This window comes from Microterricola pindariensis, from assembly GCF_002936985.1.
Classification (GTDB): Bacteria; Actinomycetota; Actinomycetes; order Actinomycetales; family Microbacteriaceae; genus Microterricola; species Microterricola pindariensis.
Genome location: NZ_MPZN01000014.1, coordinates 1 through 25,954, shown reverse-complemented (window position 1 = coordinate 25,954; position 25,954 = coordinate 1). Strand labels below are relative to the sequence as shown.

At 68.6% G+C, this 25,954-nt stretch carries 23 protein-coding genes; 8 read left to right on the top strand and 15 right to left on the bottom strand.

Annotation, left to right across the window (positions count from 1 at the left end):
• Window positions 1-91: 91 nt before the first annotated feature.
• Window positions 92-547: a VanZ family protein gene (locus GY24_RS06125; RefSeq protein WP_161498694.1), complete on the top strand. Its 456-nt coding sequence runs from the start codon at window positions 92-94 to the stop codon at window positions 545-547.
• Here the strand turns inward: GY24_RS06125 and GY24_RS06120 are convergent.
• From GY24_RS06120 to GY24_RS06085, 8 genes are all read right to left on the bottom strand, one after another.
• Window positions 544-1,305, bottom strand: coding sequence for an HAD-IIB family hydrolase (locus tag GY24_RS06120; protein ID WP_104474841.1), 762 nt, complete (start codon window positions 1,303-1,305; stop codon window positions 544-546). The genes GY24_RS06125 and GY24_RS06120 overlap by 4 nt on opposite strands.
• 49 nt (window positions 1,306-1,354) lie before the next feature.
• Entirely contained in the window at window positions 1,355-2,320 is a 966-nt protein-coding gene (locus GY24_RS06115; RefSeq protein ID WP_104474840.1) for a hypothetical protein, read from the bottom strand.
• Window positions 2,321-2,424: 104 nt separating this feature from the next.
• Entirely contained in the window at window positions 2,425-3,687 is a 1,263-nt protein-coding gene (locus GY24_RS06110; RefSeq protein WP_133161131.1) for a sensor histidine kinase, read from the bottom strand.
• Window positions 3,680-4,372: a response regulator transcription factor gene (locus GY24_RS06105; RefSeq protein WP_104474838.1), complete on the bottom strand. Its 693-nt coding sequence runs from the start codon at window positions 4,370-4,372 to the stop codon at window positions 3,680-3,682. Before GY24_RS06105 ends, GY24_RS06110 begins: the two co-directional genes overlap by 8 nt.
• A 65-nt stretch (window positions 4,373-4,437) precedes the next feature.
• Window positions 4,438-5,082, bottom strand: a complete 645-nt coding sequence (locus GY24_RS06100) for a thymidine kinase (RefSeq protein ID WP_104474837.1) — start codon at window positions 5,080-5,082, stop codon at window positions 4,438-4,440.
• A complete protein-coding gene (locus GY24_RS06095) occupies window positions 5,082-5,810 on the bottom strand; it encodes a LuxR C-terminal-related transcriptional regulator (protein ID WP_104474836.1) in 729 nt (242 codons plus the stop codon). Before GY24_RS06095 ends, GY24_RS06100 begins: the two co-directional genes overlap by 1 nt.
• Before the next feature lie 57 nt (window positions 5,811-5,867).
• Window positions 5,868-6,920 carry an Rv2578c family radical SAM protein gene (locus GY24_RS06090; protein WP_104474835.1) on the bottom strand — a complete coding sequence of 351 codons (1,053 nt, stop codon included), beginning with the start codon at window positions 6,918-6,920 and terminating at the stop codon, window positions 5,868-5,870.
• An 85-nt stretch (window positions 6,921-7,005) separates the two neighbouring features.
• The gene (locus GY24_RS06085; RefSeq protein WP_104474834.1) at window positions 7,006-8,484 is read right to left on the bottom strand and encodes a malate:quinone oxidoreductase; all 1,479 of its coding nucleotides are present in this window, start codon (window positions 8,482-8,484) and stop codon (window positions 7,006-7,008) included.
• 292 nt (window positions 8,485-8,776) lie between these two features.
• Between GY24_RS06085 and GY24_RS06080 the strand changes: the two genes are divergently transcribed.
• The 5 genes from GY24_RS06080 (at window position 8,777) to GY24_RS06060 (ending at window position 12,091) form a co-directional block, all read left to right on the top strand.
• A complete protein-coding gene (locus GY24_RS06080) occupies window positions 8,777-9,328 on the top strand; it encodes a hypothetical protein (protein ID WP_104474833.1) in 552 nt (183 codons plus the stop codon).
• A 106-nt stretch (window positions 9,329-9,434) separates the two neighbouring features.
• Window positions 9,435-10,019 carry a signal peptidase I gene (locus GY24_RS06075; protein WP_104474832.1) on the top strand — a complete coding sequence of 195 codons (585 nt, stop codon included), beginning with the start codon at window positions 9,435-9,437 and terminating at the stop codon, window positions 10,017-10,019.
• A complete protein-coding gene (locus GY24_RS06070; protein ID WP_104474831.1) occupies window positions 10,016-10,612 on the top strand; it encodes a hypothetical protein in 597 nt (198 codons plus the stop codon). Before GY24_RS06075 ends, GY24_RS06070 begins: the two co-directional genes overlap by 4 nt.
• On the top strand, window positions 10,609-11,214 hold the full coding sequence (locus GY24_RS06065; RefSeq protein ID WP_104474830.1) for a hypothetical protein: 606 nt from the start codon (window positions 10,609-10,611) through the stop codon (window positions 11,212-11,214). The genes GY24_RS06070 and GY24_RS06065 overlap by 4 nt, the downstream gene beginning before the upstream one ends.
• Window positions 11,215-11,305: 91 nt before the next feature.
• On the top strand, window positions 11,306-12,091 hold the full coding sequence (locus tag GY24_RS06060; protein WP_104474829.1) for a response regulator transcription factor: 786 nt from the start codon (window positions 11,306-11,308) through the stop codon (window positions 12,089-12,091).
• On the opposite strand, the gene GY24_RS06055 is transcribed toward GY24_RS06060, so the two are convergent.
• Window positions 12,088-14,373 (bottom strand): glycosyltransferase family 2 protein, encoded by a 2,286-nt coding sequence (locus GY24_RS06055; protein ID WP_104474828.1) that lies wholly within the window; start codon window positions 14,371-14,373, stop codon window positions 12,088-12,090. The genes GY24_RS06060 and GY24_RS06055 overlap by 4 nt on opposite strands.
• A 206-nt stretch (window positions 14,374-14,579) precedes the next feature.
• On the opposite strand from GY24_RS06055, the gene GY24_RS18195 reads away from it, so the two are divergent.
• Complete coding sequence (locus GY24_RS18195) at window positions 14,580-16,112, top strand: chitinase (RefSeq protein ID WP_324778185.1); 1,533 nt, start codon at window positions 14,580-14,582, stop codon at window positions 16,110-16,112.
• 33 nt (window positions 16,113-16,145) lie between these two features.
• Here GY24_RS18195 and GY24_RS06045 read toward each other — a convergent pair whose 3' ends face one another.
• The 4 genes from GY24_RS06045 to GY24_RS06030 all read right to left on the bottom strand — a co-directional run bounded on the left by GY24_RS06045 (window position 16,146) and on the right by GY24_RS06030 (window position 22,538).
• Window positions 16,146-18,533: a putative bifunctional diguanylate cyclase/phosphodiesterase gene (locus tag GY24_RS06045; protein ID WP_104474826.1), complete on the bottom strand. Its 2,388-nt coding sequence runs from the start codon at window positions 18,531-18,533 to the stop codon at window positions 16,146-16,148.
• A gap of 326 nt (window positions 18,534-18,859) precedes the next feature.
• Window positions 18,860-20,068 (bottom strand): diguanylate cyclase domain-containing protein, encoded by a 1,209-nt coding sequence (locus tag GY24_RS06040; RefSeq protein WP_104474825.1) that lies wholly within the window; start codon window positions 20,066-20,068, stop codon window positions 18,860-18,862.
• Entirely contained in the window at window positions 20,065-21,735 is a 1,671-nt protein-coding gene (locus tag GY24_RS06035) for an ATP-binding protein (RefSeq protein ID WP_104474824.1), read from the bottom strand. The genes GY24_RS06040 and GY24_RS06035 overlap by 4 nt, the downstream gene beginning before the upstream one ends.
• Window positions 21,736-21,779: 44 nt before the next feature.
• Window positions 21,780-22,538, bottom strand: a complete 759-nt coding sequence (locus tag GY24_RS06030) for an SDR family NAD(P)-dependent oxidoreductase (RefSeq protein ID WP_104474823.1) — start codon at window positions 22,536-22,538, stop codon at window positions 21,780-21,782.
• Between the two features lie 102 nt (window positions 22,539-22,640).
• Here GY24_RS06030 and GY24_RS06025 point away from each other — a divergent pair, with 102 nt between their 5' ends.
• Complete coding sequence (locus GY24_RS06025) at window positions 22,641-23,297, top strand: GntR family transcriptional regulator (protein ID WP_104474822.1); 657 nt, start codon at window positions 22,641-22,643, stop codon at window positions 23,295-23,297.
• Window positions 23,298-23,415: 118 nt separating this feature from the next.
• Here GY24_RS06025 and GY24_RS06020 read toward each other — a convergent pair whose 3' ends face one another.
• Window positions 23,416-24,465, bottom strand: a complete 1,050-nt coding sequence (locus GY24_RS06020) for an aspartate-semialdehyde dehydrogenase (protein WP_104474821.1) — start codon at window positions 24,463-24,465, stop codon at window positions 23,416-23,418.
• 73 nt (window positions 24,466-24,538) lie between these two features.
• The gene (locus GY24_RS06015; protein WP_104474820.1) at window positions 24,539-25,819 is read right to left on the bottom strand and encodes an aspartate kinase; all 1,281 of its coding nucleotides are present in this window, start codon (window positions 25,817-25,819) and stop codon (window positions 24,539-24,541) included.
• Between the last annotated feature and the right edge of the window lie 135 nt (window positions 25,820-25,954).

The following is a 25,954-nucleotide window of genomic DNA, read 5'->3' as shown; positions in this document are numbered from 1 at the left end:
TTTTTTGTGTGCCAGGCTTGCCGGCTCTGAGCGCCCGGCCAGCGCCCCTCCCGCCGGGATCGCGTATATTCGGACCGTGCGAGCAGCGGCGGTGAGATGGGGCGTGTTCGCCGTCTATCTGGCCGCGCTGGCCTGGATCGTCTTCGCCCCCGGCGACGACGCGGAACGGGCCACCGGCATCGTCGCGATCGTCGCCCACGCCATCGAGGCCTGGGGCGTGCCGTTCGAGCTCGGCTACGGCGTGCTCGAGTTCACTGCGAACATCGCCCTGTTCGTGCCGTTCGGGATCTTGCTCAGCCTGAGCGCCCCGCACTGGCATCCGTGGCTCGTCATCGCCGCCGGCTTGGCCTCCAGCTGCCTGATCGAACTCGTGCAGACCGGGCTGCCCACACGCGTGGCGAGCCCAACAGACCTCCTGGCGAACACGGTGGGCACCGCAGTCGGTGTCGGGCTGTTCCTGGCCTGGGAGCGCCTCAGAGGGCGCTCCAGGGCCGCCTCCCGGGCGCGCAGCACGCGGCTCAGCGCAACCGGTGGCAGCGGCGGCTAGGCCGCGAAGCGCTGTTCGAGCAGGTCCGTGACGACGCCGACGGTGTCCTGCCAGCCGTGCACGGCGATGCAGCGCACGCCCATCGCCTTGACCGGGTAGTCGTTGCCGCCCTCGTCGAGGCGGTCGCCGATGAAGAGCATGTTCTCGAGCGGGATGCCGGTGGCCTCGACGAGCTTGTTCATGCCGTAGGCCTTGTCGACGCCCCGCTTGGTGATGTCGATGGAGGTGGAGCCGCCGGAGCGCACCTCGAGGTCGAGGAGCTCCAGGGCGACGGCGTCGCGCAGTGCGCCCTTCTTCACGCCGTCGGCGTCCCACGCGGCCTTGGCCTCGACGGGGGCCTGCTGGCCGAGGGCCGAGAAGGTGATCTGCGAGCCGCGGTCCTCCAGGATCGGGCCCCAGGTGTCGCTCTCCCAGTAGCCGAGCGCCTGCGCGTTGCGCTCCACCGATTCCAGCGCGCGCGCCTTCTGGTCGTCGCTCAAGACCTCGGCGTAGCGCTGCGCCCAGGCACCCTGCTCGAAGCGCAGGTACTGTGTGCCGCAGGTCGGCATGAGGTGCAGGCGCGCGAGGAGCTGCTCGTCGTCGATGTCGAGCACCCGGAGAACCTGGTTCTGGAACTGGGCATAGTTGCCGCCGGAGATGATGCACACCTCGGCCACCTCGAGCAGGCGCAGGAGCACGGTCGCCATTTCGGGGTCCATCGGCGACTTCGATGCCGCCAGGGTGTCGTCAAGGTCAAAGGCTACGAGCTGAGTAGTCATGGTTTCCCCAGCTTAGCCGCGACGGGCAGCGGCATCGCGCCCGCCCCTCCTAGCGCACGCGCCCGTCGTGCTCGACCACGAGGATGCGCGCCGCGCCCTCGGCGGGGGCGATCACGATCGACGCCAGCTCGCTGCGCCCCGGCGGCTGCAGACGCGCCGTCAGGCTGCCGGACCGCAGCTCGCCCAGCTCCCGCGTGATCAGGGCCGCGACCGGCGCCGGGTCACCCGTGCCGTCGGAATCGTCCAGCAGGGTGACATCGACCCCGCGCGCCCGTGCCTCGTTGACCGCGGCGAGCACGGTTGGAACGGCCAGCGTGCGGCCACGCACCAGGTCGCGCAGGGAGGCCTCGGTCAGCAGGCACTCGCGCTTCTCGGACGCGCTCAGCGGGGCGCCGCTGGCCACCCGCTCCATGAGTGGCCGCGCCAGCTGGTCCAGACGGGCGACCTGCTCGAATCGTTCCTCCTCCGCGGCCTGGGCGGTGGCCACGGCGGCCGCCTCATGAAGGCCGCGTCGGTTGAACGCCCCGATGCGCCGGGCGGTGCTGAGCAGCCCGAAGTAGATCGCCGTGCCGATGATGAGCGTCGCGGCATGGCGCACCAGCAGGTCGAGGCCGCCGCCGAGGCCGTGGCCGGTCGCGCTGGTCCACGCCAGCGTCGCGGCCGCCATGCCCAGGTATCCGACCCAGCCGACGAGCACCCTCCCGCGCAAGATCAGCATGAGGAGAACCGTGGTGACCGCCCCGAGATGCCACGTCGCAGAGAGGGGCGCCCCGGGCGGCAGCGGCTGCACGCTCTGCACCACCACGGTTCCGATGCAGAGGGCGAGGATGCCGGCCCACCACGGCCTCGGAAACGGGTCGGCTGCCGGCTGCATCACCCAGATCGCGGCGGCTGCAAGCGACGCGAATGCGAGGGCGGACGCCCACGGCGCGTTCGACTCGCCGGCAAAAGCCAGCAGCGCCTGCGTGACGAGGAAGAGCACGAGGATGACGGACGCGTGCGCACCGTGCAGCATGAGCAGGCTGGAAACGTCAACGAAGTTGCGGGCAGCGGGTTCGCGTCGGGGATCGTCTGATGGCGCCGAACGTGGCGAGCCGGAGCGCAGACCACGCAACGCCGTCATCGTCGGAGCCAACCGAGCGTGACCAGGGTGCCCCGCCCCGGCCGCGAGTCGACAACGGCATAGCCGCCCTGCACCTCGTTCATCCGCCCGACGATGCTGCGGGCGACGCCCATGCGCTCCGGGCGCACCCGCTCCGGGTCGAATCCGACGCCGTCATCACGGACACCGAGGACCACGACATCCGCATGGAGCCAGAGCTCGGCGCGGCGTTCGACCCGGCGGGCCGGCTGCCGGAGTGCGGACACGCCACTCTGGCGCCCCGCGGCGTGCGCGATGGAGTTGCGCATCGCCTCACCACCGGCCGCGAGCATCGCCTCGACGACCTCGGCCGGCATCCGGAGGTCGTCGACAGAGGTCTCCTCACCGACCTCGACGACGAATCGCACAGCGTGCTGAGTCGCAAGCCTGCGCATCTCGAAGATCACGCGCTCCGCCGACAGCACACCGGTGGCGCTTGTCCCGCTCGCGATGCGCTCCATCTGCGCCAGCGTGTTCCTCGCCTGTCGCACGTGGTCACCGTGCAGCTGGTCTGCACGGCCGGCCATCAGCAGCGTCGACAGCACGCCGTCGTGGATGAGCCCGTCGAATCGTGCGCGCTCCGCCTCACGCGCGACTCGGGCGGCGTTGCGGGCAGCGCCAACCCGCTCCCCCGCCTGCAGGAGGTCGAGCCGCTCGGCGCTCTGCAGCCCGACGAGCACGAGTCCGACGAAGATCGACGAGAAGGATGCCGCGTACAGCCCGGTCTGGATGGCCAGCAGCAGCGCGTCCTCTGCCGCGTTGGAGACGAACATGACGTAGACGGTGAGGGCCCCGATCAGCCCGAGGTAACCCCAGACGAGCGCACCCCGCGCGACCACTGCCAGGCACACGATCGGCAGCGCCGAGATGCCGAGCGGCCACGGGATGCCGTGCGACTGGAGGCTCGCGTCGCCGTGGGCGAGCGGCCAGGTGACAAGCACGAGGGGCAGCGCAACGGATTCCAGGGCGGCCAGCGTCATGAGCACGCGCAGCGGCGCCCAGCTGCCCCACAGCCCGATCGCCACGGGAAGGCCGACGAGCACGGCGAAGCTCAGCACGGCCAGGGGCCGTATCTCGTCCTGGTGCTGTTCGACGAACGGCCCGATCGCGAGGATTCCGAAGACCAGGCCGGCCAGGCCGACTGCTCCGGCCGTCATCCGCATCAGGCGCAGCTGCGTCGGGCCCGGGTGCAGCCGCAGCCTGGACGGGCGGAACGCCCCCGGTGGGCTGTACTCAGTCACCGTCTGCAACCGCGGGTCGCTGAGCGCGCCGGCCACCGGGGACAGGCAGGATGCCGTCTTCCAGAGCGCGCTTGTACAGGTCGACCTTGGTGCTCGCCGGCCGCCCGACACGCTCGTACTTGGAGCGAATTCGGCGGATGTAGTCGATCACCGTCGACTCGGTGACCCCCGCCGTCGCGGCGACGAGCGGGGCCTTCGCCCCGGCCGCGTAGAGCGAGAGTACCTGGCGCTCGCGCGCGCTCAGGCCGGCGTCGGAGAGCTCCGGATCACCATCGAGGGCCGCCGCCCACTCGGTGGAGGCGACCGTCTCGCCCACCGCCGCCTGCCGCACGGCGTCGAGCAGCACCGTCGTCGGCTCAGACTTGCGGATGACGCCGAGCACGCCGCTGTGCGCGGCGGAGCGCACCAAGGAGGCGTCGTCGCCGCCAGTGAACGCCAGCACGGCGGAGCCGGCCTCGCGCAGGCGGCGGACGTTGAGTGCGGGTGTGGACCCGTCGGCCAGGCGCAGGTCGAGGATCACGAGGTCCGGGGCCGGCTGCGCAGTGCGCTGCAGCAGCTCGAGCAACTCATCGACGGTGCGCGCGAGGGCGATCACCGAGATTCCCGGGGTGCTGGCGAAGAGATCGGCAAAACCCCTGGCCACGATTTCGTGGTCATCGACGAGTGCTACGCGGAAGGTGCTCATTTGTCCTCAGAGACAAGCTACCGCACGGGCGGAGGTTCCCCTCCCCCTCGTACGGGGCGCCTCGCTCAGACGGACGAGCTGATCGCCTCGCGCTGCGCGCGCCCGTTGAGCATGCCGTGGGACTCCTGGAGGTAGCACGAGCCGCAGAGCGACTCATAGCTGACGGCGTCCGTGGCGTCGATGGCCACCTGAGCGCCGTCGAAGACATAGCGGTCGCCGATCTTGCGGCCGTTGAAGACGGCCTTGCGCCCGCAGCGGCAGATCGTCTTGAGCTCCTCGAGGCTGTGCGCGACCTCGAGCAGGCGACGGCTCCCGGGGAAGGCGACGGTCTGGAAGTCGGTGCGGATGCCGTAGGCGAGCACCGGGATGCCCTCGAGCACGGCGATGCGCAGCAGGTCGTCGACCTGATCCTCGGTGAGGAACTGGGCCTCGTCGATGAGCAGGCAGCTCACATCCCGGTTCGTCGCCTCCAGCACCCGGCGGCGGTGCTCTTGCAGGAGTCCGAGCGTGTCGGCATCCGGGGCCAAGACGAAGTCGACGCTGCGGCTGAAGCCGAGTCGCGAGAGGATGCCGAGATCGCCTTTGGTGTCGACGGCCGGCTTGGCCAGCAGCACGGCGTGGCCCCGCTCCTCGTAGTTGTATGCGGCCTGCAAGAGCGCGGTGCTCTTGCCAGAATTCATGGCGCCGTAGCGAAAGTAGAGTTTGGCCATTACTGCAGATACCCGTCCTCAGCGGCTCGAATGATGAGTTCGGCGCGCCGACTCGCGGGCCGGTTTGCCCTGGCGTACTTCTCGCGCACGCGTCTCAAGTATGTCTTGGCCGTCTCGTATTTCACATTCATCAGCCGCGCGACGGCCGCCGTGGTGTTGCCGGCGGCGTAGAGGCGCAGCGATTCCAGCTCGCCCGGGCTGAGTTTGGGCCGGATGATCTCGGCTGCCTCTTCGGATGCCGCGGCGCCCGCTCCCGCAGCTGCCGCGGCACGGCCGGTCGCCGGCGCGTCGGCCGTCACCGGCTCGCGCGGGTCGAGCCCCATGGCCTGCCGCGCGACAGCGTGGAACGTCTCCATCGAGTCGGCCTTGGAGAGGAAGGCGACCGCCCCGGCTGCCAGGGCGCGCTCTGCGGCGCCCTCCGCGTCCTGGGCGCTCATCACGATCACCCGGGCCCCGGCTGCGCGGCAGGTGCGAATGCGCGCCTCCAACGACACCTGCTCTGTCGGAGCTTCCCCCATCAGCACCAGCGCGGTCGGGAAGTTCTCGTTCCGCACGAGATCGATCCACCTCTCGGCGCGCACGACGACGTCGAACTCCGGCGCTTTCTCGATGATCCACGCCGCGATGCTGTCCAGCAGCAGCACGCGCTCGTCGCAGATGCCGATGCGGATCGGCCGAGTGGATGCGGCCGAGCGCCGCGTGCCGCCCGGGGCGTCGATCCTGGTCATAACTGAATTTTAGTCGCAGTTCGGGGGCGTCCGGCACGAACGAGCGGCCCTGGACGCTCAGAACAGCGTCGGCTCCGGCTCCGCAGGCGGTGCGGCGAAGGCGGGCTTCGCCCGGATGGTGCCCGGCAGGGCGACGCCGCCCGTCGCGGCCGAGGTCTCACCGCGCAGCAGGCCATGCGCGCGGATCAGCGGCTCGATGCGGTCGGCGAGCCACCGCCGGTACTCCTTCGGGGCATAGGCGCCGCCCGCGTAGAGCTGGGTGTAGCGCGGAAGCAACTCGGGGTGCTCCTCACCGAGCCAGTGCATGAACCACTCCCGCACGCCGGGCCGCAGGAACAGCGCGGTGTAGACGACGGAACTGGCCCCGGCCGCGTGCGCCCGGCGCAGTGCCTCATCGAGGTGGGCTCTGGTGTCGGTGAGGAAGGGCAGAATCGGCATCAGGAACACCGAGCAGTTCAGGCCGGCCTCGCGCACCGCCGTCACCGTCGCCAGCCGCGCCGTCGTGCCCGGGGTGCCCGGCTCGATCGACTGCTGCAGGGCGTCGTCATAGATGGCGATCGACATGGCGATGCTGACGGGCACGGTGCGCGCGGCATCCGCGATCTTCGCCAGGTCACGGCGCAGCAGGGTTCCCTTGGTGAGGATGCTGAAGGGTGTCCCGCTGGCCGCCAGGGCGTCGATGATGCCCGGCATCAGGGCGTAGCGGCCCTCCGCCCGTTGATACGGATCGGTGTTCGTGCCGAGGGCCACCGGGTGCCGCTGCCAGCTGGGCTTGCGGAGCTCGGCGCGCAGCACCTCGGCGATGTTCGTCTTGACGATCAGCTGGCGGTCGAAGTCCTCGCCGGTGTTCAGGTCCAGGTAGCTGTGCGTCGGCCGTGCGAAGCAGTACACGCAGGCGTGCGAGCAGCCGCGGTAGGGGTTGATCGTCCACTCGAACGGCATCGCGCTCTGGCTCGGCACCTTGTTCAGCGCCGATTTGGCGAGCACCTCGTGGAAGGTCATGCCGGCGAACTCCGGCGTCTGCACGGAGCGCACCAGGTTGCTCAGCCGGGCGAGCCCCGGCAGGGTCGAGGGCTGCTCAACGTCGAGTTCTTGCGCGCTCCACCTCATACGACAATTCGAACACATATTCGCGTGAAATGCGAATGTGTGTTCGAATTATCGAACGCTTTGAGCCCGCGGACCGGCGCGAAGACTACGCCGGGATGTTCAGCACCTTCGCGGTCGCCGCGAGCGAGGCCGCCGCGACCTCCGGGTTGTCGGAGAGCTTGGTGCCGTAGCTGGGGATCATCTCGCGGATCTTGGGTTCCCAGCCCTTCATCTGCGCGGGGAAGCAGCGGGCCAGCACGTCGAGCATGATCGGCGCGGCGGTCGAGGCGCCCGGCGAAGCACCGAGCAGGCCGGCGATGCTGCCGTCGGCGCCGGTGATGACCTCGGTGCCGAACTGCAGCACGCCGCCCTTCTTGGCATCCTTCTTCATCACCTGCACGCGCTGGCCGGCGGTGATGAGCTCCCAGTCCTCCATCTTGGCGGTGGGCATGAACTCCTGCAGCGCCTTGAGCTTCTTCTGGCGGCCGGCCGTCAGCTCGCCGGCCAGGTACTTGACGAGGTCGAAGTTGTGCCAGGCGACCGCGAGCATCGGGCCGATGTTGTGCCAGCGGATCGAGAACGGCAGGTCGAACCAGGTGCTCGTCTTGAGGAACTTGGGCGTGAAGCCGGCGTACGGGCCGAACAGCAGGGCCGACTCACCGTTGACGACGCGGGTGTCGAGGTGCGGAACCGACATCGGCGGGGCGCCGACGGCGGCCTTGCCGTATACCTTGGCCTGGTGCTGCGCGACGATCTTGGGGTTCGTGGTGCGCAGGAACTGTCCGGAGATCGGGAAGCCGCCGAAGCCGCGGATCTCGGGGATGCCGCTCTGCTGCAGCAGGGCGAGCGCGCCGCCGCCCGCGCCCACGAACACGAAGCGGGCCGTGACCTGCGAGGGAGTGTTGCCCACGAGGTGCTTGAGCTTGAGCTTCCAGAGCCCGTCCTTCTGGCGCTTGATGCCGGTCACCTGGTGGTTCACGTGCACCTCGCCGCCGCCCTTGACGACGTCGTCGAAGAGGTAGCGGGTCAGCGCGCCGAAGTCGACATCGGTGCCCGCTTCGATGCGGGTGGCCGCGATCTTCTGCTTCGGGTTGCGCTTCTTCGTGATGAGCGGGGTCCACTCGCCGATCTCCTCGGCGTCGGTGCTGAACTCCATGCCCTGGAACAGCGGCTGGTCCTTGAGCGCGTCGAAACGCTTCTGCAGGTAGTCAATATTGGACTGGCCGCGGACGAAGGTCATGTGCGGCGCGACGTTGATGAAGTTGTGCGGCTCCGGCAGCGCGCCGGTCTCCACGAGGTGCGCCCAGAGCTGACGGCTGATCTGGAACTGCTCATTGATGCTGACGGCCTTGCTGGCGTCGACGCTGCCATCCGGCGCGGCCGGCATGTAGTTGAGCTCGCAGAGCGCGGCGTGGCCGGTTCCGGCGTTGTTCCACGGGTTGGAGCTCTCTTGGGCCACCTCGCCGAGTCGCTCGTATGCCCGCACAGTCCAGTCGGGTTGCAGCTGCTTGATCAAGGCGCCGAGGGTGGCGCTCATAATGCCGCCACCGATGAGAACGACGTCGACAGGTGTCTCAGAATTCACGAATGTCAGTCTACCGGGGCAAAACTGTGCGATTGACCGGCGGTGCACCCGCCCCCAGTTCGCGGGTGAAACTTTGGGAAACGCCGCGGGAATCCGGGCTTCTGTGGATTCTCAAGTGCGCCGATTGCAGTCTTGAGGCGAACTTTGGGGCGCGCTGAGGAGGTTTCTCTAGCGTGGTGCGCACAGTCGGGGGGCGACGGTGGGAGGTCCCACCCCGCTCCTCGGCTCTAACCGACCTCCAGCGAGACACGGACCCTAACCCGCCCTCGCCGAACCCAGAAAGGCAAGCCGAATGACTGCCAGCACCTCCTCCAAGCGCACCAAGCGCAGCACCGCCATCCGCCTCTCCCTCGCCGGCCTCGCGCTGGTGGGCATCGGCGCCGCGGCCACCACGGCCGCCTGGACCGACAACGTCTTCTTCTCTGCGAGCGCGACGAGCGCCACCTTCGACCTCCAGGGAAGCGTCAACGGAACGGACTTCCTCGATGGAGCCACCGAAGCGGGCGCAATCTCGTTCGCGGTGGCCCCCGCCGCCTTCGAGAACATCAAGCCCGGCGAGACCCGCACCACGTCGATCTGGATCAAGAACAACAGCTCGATCGACGCGAAGCTCGCCGCCCCGGTGGTCACGGGAACCGGCGCTCTGTTCACCGACGCCGCCCAGCCGCTGACGGCCTCCGTCGCCAAGACCGCGGGCGGCGCCATCGCCGCCGGCGACACGCTCGCCAGCGGTGCGACGCTGCAGCTCACCGTGACGGTCGTCGCGCCGAACTGGACCGACGCGAAGTTCAAGGGTTCAACGGGCAACACCCTGAAGATCCAGTTCGCTGGCGCCTCCTCCTAGCCCGCCAGCCCCGGTTGAGCCTGTCGAGTCCCCCGGCCTCGGCAGGCTCAACCCGTAGGCTCCCCGCCCATTCTCCCGTCGTCGGTCAGCTCGGAAGGAGCACTCCATGCGCGCACTGCGCTCACTGGGCAACATCGTGCTCTGGCTGCTCGCCGCAGCCGGAATAGCGGCCGGCGGCCTCTGGGTGGCCAACACCGCGGGCCTCGTGCAACCGCTCTTCGTGGTGTCAGGCTCGATGGAGCCGGGAATCATGACCGGTGACCTCCTGTTCTCCACCCCCAAGGATGCGTCTGAGCTCAGCGTCGGCGATGTCGCCACGCTGCCATCGACGCTGACCAACAAGCTGGTGACCCACCGGGTGATCGAGATCACGCCCGGCGGCGCCGGGGAGTTCCTCGTGAAGATGAAGGGCGACAACAACGAATTCGCCGACAGCGAGGAATACCTGGTGACCGGCTCCGTCCTCGTCCCGGCTGCCCAGGTCGCCGGAGGCGGCTACTTCGTTGCGACCCTGTCCAAGCCCGGCGTCGCGCTCCCCCTCGCCATCACCGTGTTCGCCCTCATCGCGCTCAGCCTGATGCCACGACCAGAGAACGAGAGTTCCCTGGAGCAGCCGGCCTGCTCAGATCAGCCGGTCGACGACGACGACACCCACCCCCTTTCGCCCGAGCTCTCGGAGGCACGAGCATGAAGCTGCACAACACCCACCGGGGCATTCGCGGGGCGGCATCCGCCCTCGCCGTCCTCGGCCTCGCGACCGGCCTCGCCGTGGCTGGCGCCAGTGCCGGCCACGCCGCTGAGATCCCCATCCCGGTCGCCCTCGACTTCACCGAGCTGCAGCCGAACACCCCGGTCTCGAAGACGATCACCTTGGAGATCCCCCGCGCCGGCGAACTCGACTCCCTGACCTGGGTCGAGCGCACCGGCATCCTGAGCTCCGCCACGATCGAGTTCGAGGTCTGCGACAAGACCGGAACGTGCGTTCCCACGGCGAGCCTGCCCAAGCCTGTCGCGGTGCCTGCAGGCCCCCAATCTGTGCGCGTGACCGTCACCGTCTCCGAACAGGGCAGCGGCACCGCCCTCGGCCGACTGACGCTGAACAGCACTGCTGATCCGGTGCTCGACGCCGGCGGCGGAAGCGGCCTCGCCTCGACGGGCAGCATCGCGTCGACGCTCGCCCCGTGGGCGGTCGCCGTTCTCGCCCTCGGCACCCTCGCCGTCATCTGGCCGCGCGCCGTCATCGCGGCCAGGCGTCGCCCCAACAACGAGGAAGGCACGAAGTGAACAAGCGCACCATCACAGCACTCGGCGCGATCTTTGGCTCCCTGTTCCTCGTCCTCGGCATGCAGCAGGCCGTCGTGGCGACCACCGCAGCGTGGACCGACCGGGTTAACTTCACCGCACCTGTCAGCTCAGGCACCTGGACGACGACACCGCCTGCCGGCACACTTCCGTTGAAGTTCAACACACCGCCCCGGATTGAGAACTCGAACTCCCGGGCCCCCTCCTTCCACACCCAGATCCAGAACGACGGCACCGCGGGAATGGGCTCGCTGTCCCAGGTCACAGTGGCGCTCACGTTCCCGGCGACATTCACAGGGACGATCGCCGTCAGCAGCGTGGCACCTGCGACGAAATGGGCATCAACCGGCTCGACGGTCGCGAGCAGCGGCGCGCGGACATTCACCTTCGAATACACCGGATCAGCTATCGCGTCGAAACAGAACACCGACGAGCTGAGAGCCATCTTCGCGGTGAGCTGCTCGGCGAGCGACAAGGGCAAGAGCTTCGCGACCACAACTGTGGTGTCGTCGGCCCAGGCGATCGCACCGATCACGGGAACGGCCAACTTCGCGATCCCGACCTGGTGGAACGGCTGCGTATAGCACGTCGTCGCCATTTACCCTGCTTCCCCCGACTACACTGATCGTCAAACGCAGCTGCGGAGCGAACAATGTTGTTGGGGGGCCAGGGCACGTGACGGAAAACCGGATTGCCGTTGTCATTGAGGACGACGCTGATATTCGGCAACTCTTGGCCACGGTGCTGGAGCAGGCCGGGTTCGAGACTGTGCTCACCGGCAACGGAGCCGACGGGGTGAGCGCAGTGCGCGAGCACAACCCCATCGTCACGACGCTCGACGTCAGCATGCCCGGCATCGACGGTTTCGAGACCGCCAAGCAGATCCGGGCGTTCAGCAGCACCTACCTCATCATGCTCACCGCACGCGCGGAGGAGATCGACACGCTGCAGGGCCTCGAGGCCGGCGCCGATGACTACGTGACGAAGCCGTTCCGCCCGCGCGAGCTGCGCGCGCGCATCGAAGCGATGCTGCGCCGACCCCGTGCCGGCGGTGAGCCGGCCGGTGCGGCGGACGCCGCCCGCCCAAGCGGCCCAGACTCCGGGCCCGCCACGGCGACGACCGCTGGGCCAGGCGACTGGCGCGAGCACCGCGGCCTCCGCCTGAGTTCAGCCGAGCGCCGCGTGCGCCTGGACGACTCCGACATCGAGTTGACCCGCACCGAGTTCAATCTGCTCGAGGCGCTGCTGAGCTCCGGCCGGCGTGTACGGAGCAAGACAGAACTCGCCGGGCTGCTGCGCACCGAGGACTCCGCTTTCTACGTGAGCGAAGCCGACAGGCGCGCCATCGAGGTGCACCTGGCGAACCTCCGCCGCAAGCTCGGGGACTTCCCCGCCGCGCCGCGCTGGATCGAGACGGTCCGCGGGGTTGGGTACCGCCTGACCGCGCACGAAGAGGGCTAGCGCACCCCGACCCGGCGCCGGCGGTCGCCCTTGCGGCGCAGGTCGCGGTTGAGCCTGCGGTCGCCGTGGTAGAGGATCGACGACCAGTCGACGGGCTTGCTGGGGTCGACGAGCAGCGGCGCCGCGACCGGTGCCTTCTTCTTGTCCACATACAGCCAGTTCAGGAGCGCGAGCCAGACGTCGACGATGGAGTTGCGGACGCCGATGTACATCCACGTCGCGTAGGCCGCCAGCGTCGCGTTGAACGCGGCGAACAGAGCGTTGCCCCAGTTGTGGGCCTGCAGATCGCGCGCGAAGGTCAACACGGAGAACGCGATGATCAGGTAGGGCACGATCACGTAGAGCGCCGGCGCCGCGGTGCGGTCCTTCACCTTCGGCGTGCGCACGAAGGGGATCTTCTCCCCCGTGATCGCCTGCTGCAACGACTTGATCACCCCGGCGAGGTTGACCGGCAGCAGAACCAGGTTGAAGCCGTAGATCCGGAAGATGTCGCCAAAGCGGTGCCCACAGTCGCGCAGGTCGCTGCCCATCGCGAGGAAGTACGGCAGCGCGGCCAGGAACACGACGGGCGAGAGCAGCCTGCTGTCATACGGATAGGCCAGGAGGAACAGCAGACCGAAGCTGGCCCACGCGATGGAGGCCATGTAGTTGACGCGCAGCCACAGCTCGCGCGCCAGCACGCGCTCACGGCGGAAGCGGCGCTCCGACACCTGGTTCCACAGCTTCGGCAGGATCAGCAGGCCACCGTTGGCCCAGCGGCGCCGCTGCACGATGAGGGAGCCGAAGTCCGGCGGGGTGGCCGAGTAGCTCAGGCGCTCCGGGTAGTTCATCAGCGTCCAGCCGTGGGTGCCCAGGTCGATGCTGGACTCCGTGTCCTCGATCACGGTGCGGTCCTGCACGTAGGTGACGATCTCGAAGCCGCCGACGCTCTCCACCTCGGCGATGTCCTCGATCGCCTGCTTGCGGATGACGGCATTGGCGCCGACCCAGAAGGTGGCGCCGTAATGGCTCATCCCCTGGTGCAGGATGTGCTGGAGGTCGGTGGTGGCACCGGCGATGCGCTCGATGCGCGTCGGCGCCCCACGGAACGAGGAGTACGGGGTCTGGGTCACCGCGATGCGCTCGTTGCCCGGCTCCTCCAGGAAGTACACGAGACGCAGGCAGTAGTCGCGCAGCAGCAGGGAGTCGGCGTCCAGCGTGAGCAGGTAGGGGGTGTCCGGCACGATCAGGTCGGCGTCGGCCGCGTCCTCGACCGGGCGCAGGATGACGCCGCCCGCCGTGTGCTCCTCACGCCAGTCGCGCCCCATCAGCGAAATGTACGAGTTGAGGTTCATCGCCTTGTTCGCCTCGTGCGACAACGACGCGTAGCTCTTGCGTTGGAAGCTGGTGAGCTTCGCCGTGAAGGTGCGCTCCAGTCGGAGCTGCAGCTCGAGCACTCGATCCGCGTCCGGGTAGGACGCCTGGTCGAGCGATGCGCGCAGCGCGAGCAGGCTGAGCCGCAACTCAGATGCCAGACCCATCAGCACCTGGTCGATGAAGAACTCATCGACGTGGTCCTCCATCGGCTCGTTCTCGGCCATGTCCTCGAGCCAGATCGCGGCGGCCTCATAGTCGCCGGCCAGGTTCTCGATGTGGCGCCGCTCGACGACCACGCCGGCCGCGCGCTCGGCGGCGAATGCCTCCCGCGCTCCGGCAAATCTGGACCGCGGCCCCTCCAGCGACTCCTCGATCTGAGCGGGCAGGGCCAGCGTCGCATCCAGCCGGGCCCGGGCGGCCGGGTCCTTCTGATTCGGGGAGTCATCGACCAGCAGCACGACCCTCACATTGGTGAACTCCTGCAGGGCCGCCGACCAGAGGGTCCCGCGCACGACGGCGGGCTCCTCCGCATAGGAGGGGACCAAAACGGTCACTGCGCTGTCGTAGTCGCGGAAGTGCCGGTCCAGCTCGGCGCGCGGCACCCGCACGTGGGCCCGGAAGCGGTAGAGCGCACCCTGCCTGGCCAGCAGGTACATCAATGCAGAGAATGTCAGGAAGGTGACGACAATCAGGTAGCCGACGGCCTCCATCGTGAAACGGAATCCGCCGCTGCTCTCGATGAACTGTCGGATGATCGTGGTCACCACGTAGATCGCCCAGAAGACCACGGTGGCGAGGATCGCGATGCGGCCCCACATGACCTTCCGCACGCTGGGCCGGGGGTGCATGATCGAGAGCGGCTCCGAGCGCCGTTCCGATCCCCACTGGCGCCTGCGTGTGCGTGTCTGTTGCTCTTGAGTTGTCATTGCTCCGGTCAATTCCGCCTGATTCCGACTCCGCCGTCTTTTTGAAGGATAGAGCAGCCGGGCCGACAGCGGTGTCGGCGCTATGGGAGCATAAGCGTTGTGGCATTCAGCAGCCACCGCGCTTCATCATCATGGCGGGGCCCTCCCGCACCACCCACTTGCGAGGTCTTGTGTCCCGGCGTTTCCCTGATCGGCGTCTCTCCCCTGTGCGCCTCACCATCCTCATCGGCGTGCTCACCGGCCTTGTATTCGCCGGATTTCAGGGCTGGAAGTGGTTCGAGAACGAGACGACGCCGACGCGCGCGGCCTGGTTCGCCGGCTACGTCGATGTGACCGCAACCCCGCAATTCGGCTTCGAGCAGCCGCGGAGCGACGCCGACAAGAACGTCGTGCTGTCCTTCGTCGTCGCCTCGCCGGACGAGCCGTGTACCCCGACTTGGGGTGGCGCCTACAGCCTGGACGAGGCGAAGGACCAGTTGGATCTCGACCGCAGGCTCGCCCGCCTGCGCCAGCAGGGCGGGGAGGCCATGGTCTCCTTCGGCGGCCAGCTCAACGACGAGCTTGCCGTGTCCTGCACGAACACGGGACAGCTGAAGAAGGCCTATGCGAGCGTGCTCGACCGGTACGAGCTCGACGCGATCGACCTCGACATCGAGGGCGAGGCGCTCGGGAACACGGCGGCCAATGCCCGCCGTGCCAGCGCGATCGCGGCGCTGCAGACCGAGCGCGCCGCCGCAGGTTCCCCGCTCGCCGTGTGGCTGACCCTGCCGGTCACGCCGGAGGGTCTCTCGCCCGACGGCACCACGATCATCGCCGACGCCCTGGCGGCCGGTGTGGACCTCACCGGCGTGAACATCATGACGATGGACTACGGCCAGAGCAAGGCGAAGAACCAGTCGATGGGCGACGCCGCGGAGGCCGCGCTGACCGCCACCCAACGGCAGTTGCGCGTGCTCTACGACCGTGCCTCGCTGCACCTCACCGATGCCACCCTGTGGGCGAAGCTCGGCGCGACGCCCATGATCGGGCAGAACGACATCCGCGGCGAGATCTTCACCCTCGAGGATGCCGCCCAGCTGAACGCCTTCGCGCTCACCCAGCGAGTCGGCAGGCTCTCGATGTGGTCCTCCAACCGTGATGCCACCTGTGGCCCCAACTACGACGACTTGACGCGCGTCTCCGACGCGTGCAGCGGGGTGGACATCGGCGAATCGAGCTTCTCCACCGTGCTGGGTGCGGGCCTCGTGGGCACCCCGGACTCCGGTTCGGGTGTCGTCACAGAGTCGGAGCCGCTGGCGGAGCAGGACCTCACCGACGACCCGAAGACCAGCCCGTACCCGATCTGGGACGCGGACGCCTCCTACCGGGAGGGCACCAAGGTGGTCTGGCACCGCAAGGTGTACCAGGCCAAGTGGTGGACGAAGGGCGAAGTGCCGGACAACCCCGTGCTCCAGTCGTTCGAGACGCCGTGGACGCTGATCGGCCCGGTTCTGCCCGGAGAGACTCCGATTCCCGTGCCGACGCTTGAGCCGGGGACGCTGCCGGAGTGGTCGGGCAGCACCGTCTACGAGAAGGGCGCCAGAGTTCTTCTGGACGGGCTCCCCTACGAGGCGAAGTGGTGGACGCAGGGCGACAGCCCGCAGGCGGCAGAGACCGAGCCGGACAGCTCGCCGTGGCTGGCGTTGGACGCCGCAGCCGTGCTCGCCACGCTCGCGACGGCTCCACCCGCCGCTGGCTAGGCCCGCGCGCCCGGCCGATTCTCCGAGAACGGCCTAGGCGCCCGCGGCCTCGGTCTCGGCCTCGGCGAGGGCGCCGGCCGTGATGCGTTCGTCCGGCACGACGGCGGCGTTGCCGTGCCGGTGCAGGCGCTCGGCCGTGGCCTCGGCCGAGGCCGGCACGCCGTAGTAGAAGCCCTGGGCGCTGCGCACGCCGACACTCTGCAGGAGGGCACCGGTGTCCGGACTCTCCACGCCCTCGACGACAAGCGCGTAGTCGAGGGTGTCGCCGAAGCCCTGCAGAGCGCGCAGCACCTCGAGCTGACGGATGTCTGCCAGGTCATCGATGAGCGAGCGGTCGATCTTCAGGATGTCCATCGGCATGCGCACCAAAGCGCCGACGGAGGAGTTCTCCGAGCCGTAGTCGTCGAGCGCGATCATGATGCCGAGGTCACGCAGGTGGTCGGCCTGACAGCGCAGTTCGTTGCTCACCACGCTGAGCGATCGCTCGTTGAGCTCCAGGCAGAGGGTCAGCTCCGGGAAGAGCTCGGGCAGCGTCTCGAGGAACCCGCCCATCCGGGCGGGCAGGATCTGCTTGGCCTCGACGTTGACGGTCACACAGTTGACTCGGGAGTCGATCTCCGCGAACCCGCGCGCCGCCGTCAGCGCCTTGAGGATGACCTGCCTCGTCAGCTCGTCCAGCAGCCCAAGCCGTTTGGCCTTCTCGATCAGCGAGGCCGGGGAGATCGGCCCGATCTCCGGATCGGTGTAGCGCACCAGGGCTTCGAAGGCCCAGATGGTGTCCTCGACGATGCTCACGATGGGCTGGAAGAACACCGTCAGCCCGTCGCTCTCGATCGCACGCACCACGCTGTCGTTCACCTGCGAGGAGCGATGGGAGGAGATGCTGACGCTGCCGCCGCTGCCGGGGCCGCCCTGCTTCCGCGACTTCTTCGCGGCGAGCATGGTGCGGTCGGCATCCTCGATCAGCCGCTCCAAGTCGATCTCCCGGTGGGCGGAGAAGGCGAGCCCCACACTGATGCTCGGTTGGAACGCAACCTCGCCGAAGACGACCCTGGCCCCGCAGTTCTCGACGATCCGCTCGGCGATCGACTTCGCCTGCCGCAGGCTGGTGAGCTCGGTCAGCACGATGATGAACTCGTCCCCGCCCACGCGGGCGACGACATCCGTCGGTCGCAGGGTGTTGACGAGGCGCTGCGCAACCTCCTTGAGGGCGAAGTCCCCCGTTGCGTGTCCGTGTCTGTCGTTGAGCTTCTTGAAGTTGTCGAGGTCGATGAAGAGCACCGCGATGGCCTCTGCATAGCCGCGGTTGTCGTTGATCGCGCGGAGCGACTCCTGGAAGGATCCATAGTTGGGCAGGCCGGTGAGGCTGTCGGTGCTGGCGCGGAGCCGGAGGCCATCCACGCTCTCCTTCACCCTGGAGACCTCGCTGCCGATGTGCGCAAGCGCGTCGACCACGCGCTGGTCCCCCTCCGTGAAGGCGGATGCCGCGATCGCGCGGCGCACGACCAGGTACTGGTCCTGGCCGGTTCCCAGGCTGATGCGGGCGCCGATCTCGGCTCGGCCGGGCCGCTTGGAGCGGATCTCCGTGGACTCGGCGTTGGCGGCCTCCTGCGCGAACTCCTGCACCAGGGAGTCGACCCTCCCCTTCTCCTCCCAGGGCAGCGCGAGGGAGGCTTCGACCAGGCCCTCCAGCCGGCGGGTGACGCTCTTGAGGTTGTCGCGGACGGCGAGGAGGACGAGCACCATGGCGCTGCCGACGATCAGCAGCACGTTGATCACCGATTGCGGGTTGGTCAGGTGCGAGGAGACCAGCGTCATCTTGGCCAGGTGCAGGATGCCGGAGAGCGCGGTGATCAAGAGCCACACCCGTACCAGCCTCACCCAGCTGATCGCCTTGATGCCGAAGCTGCTTTGCCCCTCCCCGTTCCACCGCCCCTTCTGGCGGGCGAACTCGATGAGCAGGACGACGAGCAGGTAGCTCGCGGCGGCAAGCGGGTAGGCGAGGAACCCCGCCGGGCCGCCGTCGAACGCGAGCAAGGTGAGCACGTAGCCGCCCGCGCCGAGAGCGGACACCCCGCCCGCGTACAGGGAGAAGAGCGGGACGCGAATGATGTAGAGGTAGGAGACGAAGATGCCGAAGGTGAACAGGCCGATGAGCAGGAGCGGGCGCTGAATCAGGTCGGATGCCGAGAGCACCGCGACGGCCAGGCCGGGCAGCGGCACGCCGGACTGGCGTGCGATGGGCACGCGGAAGATGCCCGCGGCGGCGAAACCGACCACCGCGAACAGGGAAAGGAGCCAGCCGCCGAGCGTCAGGCTGGGCAGGCTCAGCAACGCGGCCATCATCATTGCGAGTGCGTACAGGATCACCGGCACCAGAAAGGCCATGTCCCACGGGGTCACAATGCGCGCGAACTTCACAGGTCAACATTAGCCAGTGCCGCCCGGTGGGCCGACTGCCCCGCGGGCCGCGCCCTCAGTGCGGGCACGAGAGGCCAGCCGCTGGGCAGCGAAAAGCCGCATCCAGATCGTTCTCGTTGGGCGAGAACGCTTCGGGTTCGGGAGCGAGAAGCGGTATCGGCCAACGACTCACGCGACACGAGCAAGCCCGTGAGCGAGAAGCGAACGCCCGGATGCGGCGATTCTCGTTGCTGAAACCAGTCTGTCCGGCCAACCACAAGATCAGCTTGAGTATTGGAGTCCCAACCTCAAGATTTGCTTAAGAATTGCTCGCGCGGGCGGCGCGCTCAGCGCTGGCCGGATCCGTCAACCGTTGCCGGCACGGCGCCGGCGTCGAACACCACGCGGTTGCCGCCGGCATCCGAGGCCCTCTTGCAGGCGCTCCGCGCGGCGCGGTCGAGGCGCTCAAAGTCGAAACCGGTGTAGTCGGTGAGCGCGATGCCGATGCTGATCGTCGGGCGCAGACCCGCGAACTCGGCGAGCGAGTCCTCCAGCAGGCCCGACTGCAGGGTCTGGGCGATCGCCCGCGCCTCGTCGCTGGAGGCCACGGGGGCAAGCAGCGACAAACGCCCGGTTCCGGTGCCGCCGATCGCCGCGTGCGGCGGCCCGAACTGGCGCACGACCGCAGTGTACCTCGCGAGAATCGCGTTGCTGTGCGCCGGCCCGAATGCGGTGTTGATCTCGCGGAGATCGTCCAGGTCGATGTGGAGCAGCGCCAGCTGCTCATCGTGGTACTCCGAGCGATCCAGCCAGTCGCTGACGATGCGCCCGAAAGCACCCGCCGTGAGGACGTCGTCGACGGTGTAGCAGCTGTGCCCGTCGGTGCGGCGGCCCGCACGCGGCGCCGACTCGGCGACGGCACCCTGGGCGAATCGGATCAGGGACATCGAGTTGAAGAGCACGACCGACATGAGCATGGTGACGAGTGCCAGCGCAGACGAGCCGAAGAACAGGCTGAAGACGTCCGAGTCCGGGCCGCCGACGGTGAAGAAGACGAGCCGACCGGCGAAGAATGCGGCCTGCACGCTGAACACGACGAACATCGGCCGCGAACCGCGCGCCCGCCGCATCTCACCTCGCGAGCACTCGACCGCGGAGAGAACGGCGAACAGCACGATCGCCGCGAAGTAGACCTGCGCGCCGGCCCATTCATCGCTGCCCGGCCCGGGGATCAGCCCGGCGACGAGCACCACGAAGCTGCCAACCGTCGCCGCCCAGTTCGGCCCGCGCCGCCCGTTGTGGCGGCGGCATCCCAGCCAGAAGAAGGCGGTGCCGGCGACGAATCCGGCATTGCCGACGGCAGAGGCCCACCACAGCTCCGGGGAGAGCTGCCACGCCAGGTAGCTGGTCGTCGTGAGGATGCCCGCCAGATAGCCGGCGGCCCACAGCCGGCCTGCCGAGCTGTCTTTGTGCACGATCGTTCCGCCCACGAAGAGCGCGGCCGTCACGACCACGATGAGTGCGCTGGCCAACGAGATGGTCCAACCGTCGATCATGCCCTGTCCCTGTCTTTCGGAAGGGTGACGAGCACGGTGGTGCCCTCCCCCTCGACGCTTTGCACGGTGAGATCGCCGCCATGCAGCCGGGCGATCTCCCTGCTGATGCCCAGGCCGAGCCCGCTGCCGTGCACGGTGGAATTGCGCACGGACTCGGAGCGGAAAAACCGCTCGAACAGCCGGGGCTGCTCCTCGTCGGCGATGCCGATTCCGGTGTCGCGCACGATCAACCACACCATCTTCTCGTCGCTGGTGAGGCCGATCGAGACCGCGCCCCTGTCGACGTTGTACTTGATCGCGTTCGAGATCACATTGTCGATCAGCTGGCGCAGGCGCGAGCCGTCCGCGATCAGCGATGTCGCCTCGGCCGCAGCGCAATCGATGCGGATCTCGCGTTCACTCGCCCACGGCAGGAGCGACTCGATCGACTGCTCCACGACGTCGAGCAGCGCGCACGGGCCGGGTTGCAACACCATCGGCTGTTCCGCCCCGTTCGAGGCGGCCAGGATATCGGCGAGCAGGTCGAGGAGCCGGTTGGCGTTCTTGTGGGCGACCTGCAGCTGCACCTCGGCCGCGGGCGGGAGGCCGCCCCCGTCGAGGGTGAGCTCGAGGTAGCCGAGCACCGAGGTCAGCGGAGTGCGCAGCTCATGCGACACCGAGGCGACGAGGTCGTCGCGGTCGCGCAGGGCCATCACCTCGGCGGTGACGTCGCGGGAGACGACGATGCTGCCGTCGTACTCGCCGAGCTTGCTGTGCAGGTGGCGCGCGGTCACCGAGAGCGCAGCCTTCTCGCCGTTGGGCGCCTCAAGCCACACTGTCTCCGGCTCGAACTTCTCCCCCCGCATCGCTCGTTGCAAGGGCGTCGCGGCGGCGAACTCGCCCGTCCCCCCGGCGGGGAGCGCGGTGGCATCCGCCAACCGCTCGTCGAGCTGCATGCGCATCTGGGCCTCGTTGACCATGTTGATCTGGCCGGACTTGTCGATGCGGACCACGCCGAAGTCGACCGTGTTCAGCACCTCGGCGAGCAGTTCCTCCTGGCGCCGCGCCTGTGCGAGCGCGCCCTCGAGCAGGCCGGACTGCTTGCTGAGAAGCAGCCGCTGCGCCCGGTTGCGGCGGGTGTGCAGGCGACCGGAGACGGCGACGAACACCAGGGTGATCGGCAGGAAGATGAGCGTCTGCATGGCGGACAGCGTGACCGGGAGCCCGCGCAGCGCGAACTCGGCCACCACCAGCGCGCAGATGGATATGACGCTCGCCGTGATGCCGACAACCCCGACGAGCGTCGAGATCCACAGCACGGGAAACACCCAGAGCAGCCCGAGACCGAGCTCGGGCTGCGCGTGGCGCATACAGGCGATCGCGAAGATGTCGAGGACCGGCAGGACCAGCACCAGATGCGGGGCGTGGGCGGACCAGCGCATCAGGATCGCCGCGAGGCAGGCGGCAAAGGTGAGCAGCAGCCCCAGATAGAACGTGACGCTGCTTCCCTCGCCGGGCCCGAAGACCATGACCGTGGTGAAGACGGTGAGCGCGGCCGCGCCGAAGAGCAGCTGCGTCAGAACGATCGAGCGGTCCTGCGTGGCCGGGTCGGTGTCCAGCACCGCGTCGAGCCAGTCAGAACGGCGACTGCTGCGGCCTGCCCGGGGCCCGGTCGCGCGTTCTGTCATGGCTTGACTGTACCGCGACGGCGGGCCCGATTCCGGATGCCGGATCAGGCGATGCCGCCGCCGTCGACGACGAGCGCGGAACCGGTGACGTAGGAGGACTCGTCGCTGGCCAGCCAGACCACAGCGGCGGCGATCTCACTCGGCTCGCCCATCCGCCCGAGCGGCCGGTCGGCGGACTCGGCGAGGAACGCCTGTGCGTCCTGGTCGAGCTGCCGGGCCTCCTCCAGAAGCATGCCCGTGTTCACGTCGCCCGGGTTCACCGAGTTGACCCGGATGCCCTGCGGGCCGTGGTCGATGGCGAGTGCGCGCGTCATGTTGACCACGGCCCCCTTCGATGCGCAGTAGGAGATCGCCTGGCCGCCACCCTTCAGCCCCCAGCCGGAACCGGTGTTGACAATGGAGCCGCCGCCGGCCGCCGCCATCACCGGCACGATGTGCTTGCACATCAGGAAGATCGACTTCACGTTGACGCCGAAGACCAGGTCCCACTCCTCGGCAGTGGTCTCGACCGCCGTCGTGCGCCGGATGATGCCGGCGTTGTTGAAGACGACGTCGACGCCGCCGAACGCCGCGAGCGTGGTGGCGATGACGCGCTGGATGTCGGCCTCGCTCGACACATCTGCGGCGACGGCGATGGCGGTGCCGCCGTGCGCGCCGATCTCTGCGGCCACAGCGTCTGCGGCATCCGCCCGCAGGTCGACGACGGCGACCCGGGCGCCTTCCGCGGCGAAGGCCAGCGCCGTGGCCCGGCCGATGCCGCCCGCCCCGCCGGTGACGATGGCATTCTTGTCGGCCAGACGCATGGGTGCTCCTCGGTTGGGGGTCGGTGCATTAAGCATGCCGGATGCCGGCTCGGCGGCACGCCGTAAACTGATCGGGTGGCCATTCGGCTCAGAGAGGGTCTCATGGCTATCGAACGTCGCACACTCCGCTCCCAGGTGCGGGAGGAGCTGCTTGCGCGCATGCGCAATGGCATCGTCCAGCCGGGCGAGCGCATCAACGAGGTGCAACTGGCCAGCGAGCTCGGCGTGAGCCGCACCCCGCTGCGCGAGGCGCTGATCGCCCTCGAGAGTGAGGGGCAGATCGAGAGCGAGAGCGGCAAGGGCTTCCGGTTCGTGCCGCTCAGCGCGCGCGAGTTCGAGGAGCTCGCACCCATCATGGCGAACCTCGAGTCGCTGGCGCTCTCGCTGACGGATCCCGCCGAGCTGCCGGCCATCGGCGCCCGGCTGACCCAGCTGGCTGCCGACTTCGACCAGGAGGTCGCGGTGCACGCGCTCGTCGCCAGCAAGGACGACGAGTGGCACACAGTCATGCTGAGTGGCTGCCCGAATGGGCGTCTGCTGCACCTGATCGCCGGCATGCGGCAGGCCTATCATCGCTACGAGTCGCTGCTGGTCGCTGACGAGGTCATGATCGAGCGGGTGGCGGCCGAGCACAGCCTCATCGCCAGCCACCTGGTCGATGGCGACGTCGCCGCGGCATCCGTCGCCCTGCACGCGAACTGGATGAATGGCATGCGCCGCCTGCTCGCGACCGCGAGCAGCCAGTACCTCACGGCTTAGCGCGGCGCCGGCGAGGCGAGGGCGGCACAGAAACACAGGAGGAGAGCGCCGCCGGGATGTGTACAGCCTCGGCGGTGCTCTCCTCCTGTGTTTGCGTGCTTCGAATGCGGGCGGGCGCCTACAGCGAGGCGGCGACGAGCTCCGCGATCTGCACGGCGTTCAGGGCCGCGCCCTTGCGCAGGTTGTCGTTCGAGATGAACAGCGCGAGCCCGCGGCCATCGGGCGCGCCCTCGTCCTGGCGGATCCGGCCGACGTAGCTGGGGTCGGTGCCGGCGGCCTCGAGCGGGGTCGGCACGTCGCTGAGCTGCACGCCGGGGGCGTTGGAGAGCAGCGCGGTGGCCTGCTCGACGGTGATCGGGTTGGCGAACTCGGCGTTGACCGAGAGCGAGTGACCGGTGAAGACGGGCACGCGCACGCAGGTGCCGCTCACCAGCAGGCCGGGCAGGTCGAGGATCTTGCGGCTCTCGTTGCGCAGCTTCTTCTCCTCGTCGGTCTCGAAGGAGCCGTCATCGACGATCGAGCCGGCCAGCGGGATCACGTTGAAAGCGATGTTCTTGGCGTAGACGGTGGGCTCGGGCATGGTGACGGCGCCGCCGTCGTGCACGAGGCCCTGCACGTCGCCGTCGAGGGCGGCACGGACCTGGGTCTCGAGCTCGGTGGCGCCGACGAGGCCGCTGCCGGAGACGGCCTGGTAGGTGTTCACGACGAGACGCTCGAGGCCTGCTGCCTCGTGCAGCACCTTGAGCACGGGCATGGCCGCCATAGTGGTGCAGTTGGGGTTGGCGATGATGCCCTTCTTGGCCTGCTTGATGGCCTCCGGGTTCACCTCGCTGACCACGAGCGGCACCTCCGGGTCCATGCGGAATCCGCTGGAGTTGTCGATGACGATGACGCCGGCCGCCGCGAAGCGGGGCGCCTGTGCCTTGGAGAGCGTGGCGCCGGCTGAGAAGATGGCGATGTCCAGACCCGTGGGGTCTGCCGTGGCGGCATCCTCGATGACGACGTCCTCGCCGCGCCAGGGCAGGGTGCTGCCGGCCGAGCGGGCCGAGGCGAAGTAGCGAATCTGCGCGACGGGGAAGTCGCGCTCCTCGAGGAGGCGACGCACGACGGCACCGACCTGCCCGGTCGCTCCGACGACGCCGATGTTGATGCCCTGGCTGCTGCTCACGAGTACCCCTTGTGTTGTGGTGCTGTGGATGCCGCGACGGGCGGCATCCCGGTGGAAATCAGGTGGTGGCCGACTAGCGGCCGGTGCCGCCGTGCACGACGGCTGCCTGCTCCGCGTCCAGGTCGAACGCGGTGTGCACGGCGCGGAGGGCCTCGTTGACCGAGTCGGCGCGGGTGACGACCGAGATGCGGATCTCGCTGGTGGAGATCATCTCGATGTTGATGCCCGCCTTGTTCAGCGCGTCGAACAGCTTGGCGGAGACGCCTGCGTTCGTGCGCATGCCGGCACCGACGAGGGCCAGCTTGCCGATCTGGTCGTCGTACTGCAGGCTCTCGAAGCCGACCTCGGCCTGGGCGTTGCTGAGCGCCGTGAGCGCCGCCTGGCCCTGGCTCTTGGGCACGGTGAAGGAGATGTCGGTGAGGCCGGTGGCCGCGCTCGAGACGTTCTGCACGATCATGTCGACGTTGGCGTCGGTGCGCGCGACGATCGTGAAGATCTCGGCGGCCTTGCCGGGGATGTCGGGCACCCCGACGACGGTGATCTTGGCTTCGCTCAGGTCGCTGGCAACACCAGCGATGATCGGGTCTTCCACGTTGCTCTCTTCTCCCTCGGGGCTGGGCGCCGGGTTGTAGACGATGGTGCCCTCGTTGTTGTTGAACGAGGAGCGCACGTGCAGCGTGACGCCGTGGCGGCGCGCATATTCCACTGCACGAATATGAAGGACTTTTGCCCCGGATGCCGCGAGCTCCAGCATCTCCTCGCTGGTGATGCGGTCGATCTTGCGGGCCAGCGGCACCACGCGCGGGTCGGAGGTGAAGACGCCGTCGACATCGGTGTAGATCTCGCAGATGTCGGCGTCCAGCGCGGCGGCGAGTGCGACGGCCGTGGTGTCGGAGCCTCCGCGGCCGAGGGTCGTGATGTCCTTGGTGTCGCGGTTGAAGCCCTGGAATCCGGCGACGATGACGATCGCGCCCTCGTCGAGGGCCTCTCGCAGGCGCACCGGCGTCACGTCGACGATGCGGGCGGAGCCGTGGTGGGCGTCGGTGATCATGCCGGCCTGGCTGCCCGTGAAGGAGCGCGCGTCGTGGCCGAGGCTCTTGATCGCCATGGCGAGCAGCGCCATCGAGATGCGCTCGCCGGCGGTGAGCAGCATGTCCAGCTCGCGCGGCGCGGGAATCGGGGTGACCTCGTGGGCGAGGTCGAGCAGCTCGTCGGTGGAGTCGCCCATGGCGCTCACAGCCACGACGACGTCGTTGCCGGCCTTGCGCGTCTCGACGATGCGCTTGGCAACTCGCTTGATGCCTTCGGCATCCGAGACGGAGGACCCGCCAAACTTCTGCACGATCAAAGTCACGTATAACTCCTGAGGATTGCGGCAGACACTGCCAGATTCTCCATCATAAGACCTGCCAGATTCTGCTTCGGCTATGTGACGGAGGCCCGCCAGCGCCGTGCGGGGCGCGGACCAGGGCTAGCCGACGACGCGGCG

Bases quoted from the DNA above. Each gene is read 5' to 3' on its own strand.
- GY24_RS06120 (WP_104474841.1), bottom strand. From the start codon at position 1,305: ATGACTACTCAGCTCGTAGCCTTTGACCTTGACGACACCCTGGCGGCA.
- GY24_RS06115 (WP_104474840.1), bottom strand. From the start codon at position 2,320: ATGCTGCACGGTGCGCACGCGTCCGTCATCCTCGTGCTCTTCCTCGTC.
- GY24_RS06105 (WP_104474838.1), bottom strand. From the start codon at position 4,372: ATGAGCACCTTCCGCGTAGCACTCGTCGATGACCACGAAATCGTGGCC.
- GY24_RS06100 (WP_104474837.1), bottom strand. From the start codon at position 5,082: ATGGCCAAACTCTACTTTCGCTACGGCGCCATGAATTCTGGCAAGAGC.
- GY24_RS06095 (WP_104474836.1), bottom strand. From the start codon at position 5,810: ATGACCAGGATCGACGCCCCGGGCGGCACGCGGCGCTCGGCCGCATCC.
- GY24_RS06090 (WP_104474835.1), bottom strand. From the start codon at position 6,920: ATGAGGTGGAGCGCGCAAGAACTCGACGTTGAGCAGCCCTCGACCCTG.
- GY24_RS06080 (WP_104474833.1), top strand. From the start codon at position 8,777: ATGACTGCCAGCACCTCCTCCAAGCGCACCAAGCGCAGCACCGCCATC.
- GY24_RS06075 (WP_104474832.1), top strand. From the start codon at position 9,435: ATGCGCGCACTGCGCTCACTGGGCAACATCGTGCTCTGGCTGCTCGCC.
- GY24_RS06070 (WP_104474831.1), top strand. From the start codon at position 10,016: ATGAAGCTGCACAACACCCACCGGGGCATTCGCGGGGCGGCATCCGCC.
- GY24_RS06055 (WP_104474828.1), bottom strand. From the start codon at position 14,373: ATGACAACTCAAGAGCAACAGACACGCACACGCAGGCGCCAGTGGGGA.
- GY24_RS06040 (WP_104474825.1), bottom strand. From the start codon at position 20,068: ATGATCGACGGTTGGACCATCTCGTTGGCCAGCGCACTCATCGTGGTC.
- GY24_RS06035 (WP_104474824.1), bottom strand. From the start codon at position 21,735: ATGACAGAACGCGCGACCGGGCCCCGGGCAGGCCGCAGCAGTCGCCGT.
- GY24_RS06030 (WP_104474823.1), bottom strand. From the start codon at position 22,538: ATGCGTCTGGCCGACAAGAATGCCATCGTCACCGGCGGGGCGGGCGGC.
- GY24_RS06025 (WP_104474822.1), top strand. From the start codon at position 22,641: ATGGCTATCGAACGTCGCACACTCCGCTCCCAGGTGCGGGAGGAGCTG.